Genomic DNA, 6,783 nt, shown 5'->3' on the forward strand with positions numbered 1-6,783 from the left:
GCTCACGCTGCCATTCCGCCGAGATCGCCAGCATGATCATCGACGCCGCGATCGCGAGGACAGGAACGGCAGCCTTGACGGCCAGCTCGACCTTGCGCGGCAACGGCCACCACGATCGGGACGAGAGCCACCACCGAGTGACGGCCCACCCCACCGCGACGCCGAATGCGTAGCCGATGGCCGCGTTGATACCGCCGATGATGCCCTGGAACAGCCATCCACGAGGGAGCAGAGACGGAGTCAACGACCAGCAGAAAAACAACGCGCTGAACGCAATTCCGGTGAAGTCCAGGCGCAGCAGGCCCCAGGCCCACATGACGAACGGATGCTTGGCGGGTGAGGGGACGACGAACTCGACCGAGGGCAGGTGGTACCGATGATGCTGGTCCTGCTCGAGTGTCGCGTCGACCTCGTCGTGGCGCTGCTCCGATGTGCGTCCCCCCACCTCGGTCAGCCGAAGAGTCTGGGAAGAGTGCTCTCGAACGTCTCGCGCAGCTCCGTCATCGGGACGGAGAACTGCCCTTGCACCTCGATCGAATCCGAACCCTCGTCGACGACGCCGATGCGTGCCCACGGCAGACCGCGGGCGGTGCACATGCCGGTGAAGCGAGTTTCTTCCGTGCGCGGTACCGCGACCAGTACGCGGCCCGAGGACTCGGAGAACAGTGTCACGAACGGATCGGCACCCTCGGGAAGGATGATGCGGCAACCGGTTTCACCGGCCAGAGCGGCTTCGACGACGGCCTGAGCGAGGCCGCCCTCGGACAGATCGTGTGCCGCAGAGACCAATCCGTCGCGCGAGGACGAGAGCAGAATGTCTGCCAGCAGTTGCTCGCGGGCGAGATCGACCTTGGGTGGCACGCCGCCGAGGTGATCGTGCTCGACCTGAGCCCAGATGGACCCGTCGAACTCGTCATAGGTCTCGCCGAGCAGGATCAGCGTCTCGCCGGGCTCGAGTCCGAGGCCGGTGGGGATGCGGCGATGCACGTCGTCGATGACGCCGAGTACACCGACGACGGGTGTCGGCAGGATCGGCTCGGCACCGGTCTGGTTGTAGAAGCTGACGTTGCCGCCGGTCACGGGAATGCCGAGGGTGACGCAGCCGTCCGCCAATCCGCGCACGGCCTGCTGGAACTGCCACATGACGCCCGGGTCCTCGGGTGAGCCGAAGTTCAGGCAGTTGGTGACGGCCTTCGGGGTCGCACCGGTGACGGCGACGTTACGGAACGCCTCGGCCAACGCCAGCTGCGCACCCCGATACGGATCGAGTGCGGTGTAACGACCCGACGCGTCGGTGGCCAAAGCGATTCCGCGACCGGTCTTCTCGTCGATGCGGATGACGCCTGCGTCGGCGTGCTCGGCGAGGACGGTGTTGCCGCGCACATAGCGGTCGTACTGCTCGGTGATGAATCGTCGGCTGCACAACTGCGGCGAGCCGATCATCTTCAGCAACGTCGCCTTCAGCTCGTCCCCGGTTTCCGGACGCTGCAGCGACGCAGTCGTGTTCGCGACCAGATCGTCCTGGGTAGCGGGTCGCTGCACAGGACGGTTGTACACCGGTCCCTCGTGCGCGACGGTCTTCGGCGGAACGTCGACGACCGTCTCGCCGTGCCAGGTGATCTGCAGATGTTCACCGTCGGTGACCTCACCGATGACCGTGGCCAGAACGTCCCACTTCTTGCAGACGGCCATGAACGCGTCGACGTTGTCGGGAGTCACCACCGCGCACATGCGCTCCTGGGATTCGCTCGACAGCACCTCGGCGGGCGTCATGCCGGTGGCGCGCATCGGCACCTTCTCCAGCTCGATGTGCATACCGCCGCTGCCCGCTGACGCGAGTTCCGAAGTGGCACAGGACAACCCGGCACCACCGAGGTCCTGGATACCGACGACGAGCTTGTTGGAGTACAGCTCGAGGCAGGCTTCGATGAGCACCTTCTCGGTGAACGGGTCGCCGACCTGCACTGCCGGAAGCTTCTTCCTACCGCCTCCGGTTTCGTCGCCGTCGAAGGTCTCCGACGCCAGCACGGACACGCCGCCGATGCCGTCGAGACCGGTGCGTGCGCCGAACAGAATGATCTTGTTGCCCAGGCCCGACGCGAACGCGAGATGCATGTCCTCGACGCGCATGACACCGGCACACAGAGCGTTCAGCAGCGGGTTACCGGCGTAGGAGGCGTCGAACACCGTCTCGCCGCCGATGTTGGGGAGGCCGAGGGAGTTTCCGTAGCCACCGACGCCTGCGACGATGCCGCTCAGGACGCGGCGCGTATCGGGTGCATCGGCAGCACCGAATCGCAGCTGGTCCATGACGGCGATCGGGCGAGCGCCCATGGCCATGATGTCGCGGACGATGCCGCCGACGCCCGTCGCCGCACCCTGATAGGGCTCGACGTACGACGGGTGATTGTGGCTCTCGACCTTGAACGTGACGGCCCAGCCGTCGCCGACGTCGACGACGCCCGCGTTCTCACCGATACCGGCGAGCATGGGCTTGCGCATCTCGTCGGTGGTGGTCTCACCGAAGTACTTCAGGTGCACCTTCGAGGACTTGTACGAGCAGTGCTCGCTCCACATGACGGAATACATCGCCAACTCGGCGTCGGTGGGCCGACGGCCGAGGATTTCCTTGATGCGGACGTATTCGTCGTCCTTGAGTCCGAGTTCCTTGTACGGCTGCGCTACGTCGGGGGTGGCGACGGCGTTGGAGACAGTGTCTGTGGGTACAGAGCTAGCGGACACGAGGAATAGGTCCCTTCGATGGAGCGAAATGCCAGGGAGAGTCTATCGGGACCGTGCGACATGTACGGCATCGGTCGTGCAAGGCTGCGCTTCGGTCGTGCGAACATCACCTGATGGACATCGCGCTGACCGAGAACGATCTGGACGAAACGGGCGTCATCGACCCGTCGATGGTGGCCAAGGGAGTCGACGTACCACCCAAGGCCGTCGTCTGTTTCTTCTCCGAGGTGATCGAGAGCATCTGTGCGAAAGGCGACGCCCGAGTCGTCTCGGTCATGCGCTCCGAGCACGGCGAACACCCCGTCTACGAGATCGAACGGAACGGGGAGAAACTTGCTGTCTTCCACCCCGGCGTCGGAGCTCCACTGGCCGCGTTGTTCCTCGAAGAGGCCATCGCGATGGGCTGCACCCAGTTCGTGGCCGTCGGCGGCGCGGGCGCACTGTCCGACGACCTGGGCATGGGACACGTGATGGTGGTCGACAGCGCCCTGCGTGACGAGGGCACCTCGTTCCACTACCTACCGCCGGGCCGGATCGTCGACGCCGACCCGGACGGAGTGGCCGTACTGCAATCTGTGCTGACCGACGCCGGAGTCGACTTCGTTACCGGCCGCTCCTGGACCACCGATGCGCTCTACCGCGAGACCCGTGCGCGCGTTTCCCGCCGCGTCGAAGAAGGCTGCCGAACCGTCGACATGGAAGCCTCGGCCTTCTGCGCCGTCGCACGATTCCGCGGCGTGCGATTCGCGCAACTGCTGTACGCGGGTGATTCCCTCGCCGCCGACTGGGACCAACGCGGCTGGACCAAGGCCACGACAGTGCGCGAACAGTTGTTCTGGCTCGCAGCCGATGCATGCCTGCAACTGAGCCCGATCTAGCCGAGACGCGGGTTGCCGGTTCACTGGGTTGCTGATTCGTATTCACTGGGTTGCCGGTTCGGGTTCACCGGGTCTCTGACTCGCCTCCGCCGCTTACCCCCCCCCACACCCGACCCCCGCAAATGCGCGCGCGTTTGCCACACGCACGCGAAATCGCCCCAGCACAGGTCACGAATCCGCGAGCACCTGACGAATGCGCGCGCATTTGCGACCGCCGAACGAGAAACGGGGAACGGGAAACGGTGTTGCGCCGCGGTATTCAGACTCCGCCCACACCCTCCGCCCCGGACCCCCGCAAATGCGCGCGCGTTTGCCATACGCGCGCGAAATCGCCCCAGCTCAGGTCACCAATCCGCGAGCACCTGACGAATGCGCGCGCATTTGCGACCCCCCGATCGGGCTCAGGCCGGGGCCAGGAATGCCGCCAACGCGTCGGCGTAGGACTTCACGTCACTGGCTCCCATCAACTCTCGCGACGAGTGCATGGCCAGCTGCGCTGCGCCGACGTCCACCGTGGACAGGCCGGTGCGCGACGCAGTGATGGGTCCGATGGTCGAGCCGCAGGGCAGATCGGCTCGATGTACGTAGCGCTGCAGAGGAACTCCGGCCTGATCGCAGGCGAGCGCGAAGGCACCGGCACCCGCGGAATCCGTTGCATAACGCAGGTTCTGGTTGACCTTGAGCACCGGTCCCCCACCGAGTTCGATGCGATGCGCGGGCTCGTGCCGGTCCGGGTAGTTGGGATGCGTCGCGTGCGCCATATCGCCCGAGGCACAGATGGATCCGGCCATCGTGCGGAGGAATTCCTCACGTCCACCGCCGCGTCCGAGCACGATGCGCTCGAGCACGGTGTTCAGCAGATCCGAGAACGCGCCGCGGTCGGACATACTGCCGACTTCCTCGTGGTCGAACAGGGCAAGCACCGGCGTGACGGCGGTCGGATTGTCCACTGCGGCAAGCAAAGCCTGGGTCCCCGCGTAGCAAGTGCCCTGATTGTCCAGACGCGGCGCACTGACCAGTTCGGACTCGACACCCACGACGGCACTGGGCGCCAGATCGTGCGTCATCAACTCCCAACCCAGTACCGAATGCGGGTCGACGCCTTCTCGCTCGGCGACGTATGCGATGAACGATTGTGGCGAATTACCCACGCCCCAAATGGCATTGACGTGTCGCTGCGGATCGAGGGTGACGCCCTTGCGATCCTCGGAGAGGTGGATCGCGAGCTGCGGGACTCGCAGAATGGGCTCGTCGACCTTCACCAGAACCTCGCGCACCGCGTTTCCGTCGCGCACACTCAGCCGGCCGGAAATGCCCAGATCGCGATCGAGCCAGGAGTTGAGCCACGCACCGCCGTACGGTTCGAGGCCCACCATCTGCCAGCCCGCGGATTGCAGATCGGGATGTTGCTTCACGCGGAGGTTGGGGCTGTCGGTGTGTCCGCCGACGATACGGAACGGGCCATCAGGAGTGGAGCCTGCGGAACGACCCGAACTACTGCTCTCGGTGCTCCAGGCAACCAGTGATCCGCCGCGGATCAGGTAGTAGCGGCCTGCTTCCGTAGGCCAGGTATCGGTCTCGTCGAGCCGTACGAATCCTGCGTCGTCGAGTTGGACGGAGACTGTCCGGCACACGTGAAACGGTGACGGAGAGACGTCGACGAAGTTGCAGAGACCGGTTGCGGAGGCGTGAGTCGACATGGGAACCATTGTGGCAGCCGCCGCGTCGAACACCTCGAGAGCACACACCGACCGGGGGGACGACTTCATGAAATTTCATTCTCTGCCTGATTACGGCGCAGTTCATGCGACCACATTCGCCATCGTGCGGATGAAGACGATCGAAGCATTTCGCAAGCGTGGGGTGGTGGTTCACCGCGAGGATGCGACGACGTTGGCGGTGGGCTCGGGCGTTCGCATGTCACTGAACAACGTGTTCGCCCGGTGCTCCGGGGTGAGTCGATCGGCGTGGGACGGCATCATTGCCGGCTATGTCGACCTCATGATCGAGATGATGCGCGAGGCGGATCCCACGTTCTTCACCGGATTGTCGGACGACGAGTTCTACTCGAGGCTGCGCGAGCGCGTCATCGCTCCGTCCGCCCTGGCGGCCATGGGTGAGTGCGAGTACGAGTACTCCGTCCCGCTACTCGACGTGCCGGGCGCACCGCGACGGGTGCTGAACCTGTCTTCTCCGAATCGCGCTGTGACACTGGCAGATCGGCATCTTGTCGGCCGAGACCTGGACGCCGCCTGGGCCGCCGGCCGAAGGAACACCGCAGCGCTGAAATTCGAGGACGGCCGAGTTCTCAGCAGAAACAGCGTCGACATCGAAGTCCTCAGCGGTGATTCGATCTACCTCGCGTCGAAGGTCGCCGATATGACCACGCTGATCTCCGCGCACCTCGGCGAATGTCTGTACGGCGTATTGTTCGTCGTTCCCAATGCCTACGAGTTCATTTTTCACCGGCCTCGCAACGCCGACGTGGCGCTCGCGGCAGCAGCCGAGCTCGCCGAGCTGGCAGATATGTTCACTCGTGACACGCCTAGCCCACTGTCACGCTCGGTGTTCTTCTGGCGGGACGGCGAGTACTGCGACGTATCGGGCGGGCCCACGGGAGTTTTCGCCGCTACCTTGGCTGAGCTGCCGGCGGCCGCGGCCTGACCGCGGTCACGTGCCGGTAGACCCGCTGATCGGGCGGCGGGGTGGTGGGCCGTCCCGCAGCGGCATCGCAAAGACGTCCCAGCCGACCACGAGCGTCATCCAAGCTTGGGCGGGCATCCACCACTCAGTGCGAACCGGATACGCAGAACGCGTTGCCGTCGGGATCGGTCAGTGTCACCCAGCGAAAGTCGCCCATGGTGTGCTGCGCACTTTCGCTTGCACCCGCCTCGACAAGACGCGTGACCTCAGCGTCGAGGTCATCGGTGGTCATGTCGAGGTGGACGCGATTCTTGCCTGGCGTCGGGTCGTCGATCTTCTGGAAGGCCATTCGATACGGTGCCGACGCGAGTTCGACGACGTAGAACCAGCCGTCGTTCTCTTCCACGATCGTTCCGTCCGCCTGCGCTGCCCACCAGCGGGCGAGCGGTCCCGGATCGGTCGTGTCGAACGTGATCATCGCCAAGTTCAGTGTCATGGGGGCACAGTAACTGCGACCACC

Annotated in this window: 6 protein-coding genes; 2 read left to right on the forward strand and 4 right to left on the reverse strand. The window is 65.0% G+C overall.

The window, feature by feature from the left end; genetic code table 11:
• The coding region (locus tag A2J02_RS10685; protein WP_442971468.1) for an alpha/beta-hydrolase N-terminal domain-containing protein at positions 1 to 445 on the reverse strand (445 nt) is incomplete at its 3' end.
• Between the two features lie 5 nt (positions 446 to 450).
• Positions 451 to 2,742 carry a phosphoribosylformylglycinamidine synthase subunit PurL gene (gene purL, locus A2J02_RS10690; RefSeq protein WP_068049919.1) on the reverse strand — a complete coding sequence of 764 codons (2,292 nt, stop codon included), beginning with the start codon at positions 2,740 to 2,742 and terminating at the stop codon, positions 451 to 453.
• 113 nt (positions 2,743 to 2,855) lie between these two features.
• On the opposite strand from purL, the gene A2J02_RS10695 reads away from it, so the two are divergent.
• Positions 2,856 to 3,620 (forward strand): nucleoside phosphorylase, encoded by a 765-nt coding sequence (locus A2J02_RS10695; RefSeq protein ID WP_231893852.1) that lies wholly within the window; start codon positions 2,856 to 2,858, stop codon positions 3,618 to 3,620.
• A gap of 401 nt (positions 3,621 to 4,021) precedes the next feature.
• Here the strand turns inward: A2J02_RS10695 and A2J02_RS10700 are convergent, their stop codons facing one another.
• Complete coding sequence (locus tag A2J02_RS10700) at positions 4,022 to 5,329, reverse strand: M18 family aminopeptidase (RefSeq protein WP_068049920.1); 1,308 nt, start codon at positions 5,327 to 5,329, stop codon at positions 4,022 to 4,024.
• A gap of 58 nt (positions 5,330 to 5,387) precedes the next feature.
• On the opposite strand from A2J02_RS10700, the gene A2J02_RS10705 reads away from it, so the two are divergent.
• Positions 5,388 to 6,284 (forward strand): hypothetical protein, encoded by an 897-nt coding sequence (locus tag A2J02_RS10705; protein WP_068049926.1) that lies wholly within the window; start codon positions 5,388 to 5,390, stop codon positions 6,282 to 6,284.
• Positions 6,285 to 6,408: 124 nt separating this feature from the next.
• Here A2J02_RS10705 and A2J02_RS10710 read toward each other — a convergent pair whose 3' ends face one another.
• The gene (locus A2J02_RS10710) at positions 6,409 to 6,759 is read right to left on the reverse strand and encodes a VOC family protein (RefSeq protein WP_068049922.1); all 351 of its coding nucleotides are present in this window, start codon (positions 6,757 to 6,759) and stop codon (positions 6,409 to 6,411) included.
• Between the last annotated feature and the right edge of the window lie 24 nt (positions 6,760 to 6,783).

Origin of the sequence: Rhodococcus sp. EPR-147 (assembly GCF_001647185.1) — a bacterium.
Lineage (GTDB): Bacteria > Actinomycetota > Actinomycetes > Mycobacteriales > Mycobacteriaceae > Rhodococcoides.

What these genes read in the sequence shown, in the direction of transcription:
- A2J02_RS10695 (WP_231893852.1), top strand. Translation starts at nt 2,856, where the DNA reads ATGGACATCGCGCTGACCGAGAACGATCTGGACGAAACGGGCGTCATC.
- A2J02_RS10700 (WP_068049920.1), bottom strand. Translation starts at nt 5,329, where the DNA reads ATGGTTCCCATGTCGACTCACGCCTCCGCAACCGGTCTCTGCAACTTC.
- A2J02_RS10705 (WP_068049926.1), top strand. Translation starts at nt 5,388, where the DNA reads ATGAAATTTCATTCTCTGCCTGATTACGGCGCAGTTCATGCGACCACA.
- A2J02_RS10710 (WP_068049922.1), bottom strand. Translation starts at nt 6,759, where the DNA reads ATGACACTGAACTTGGCGATGATCACGTTCGACACGACCGATCCGGGA.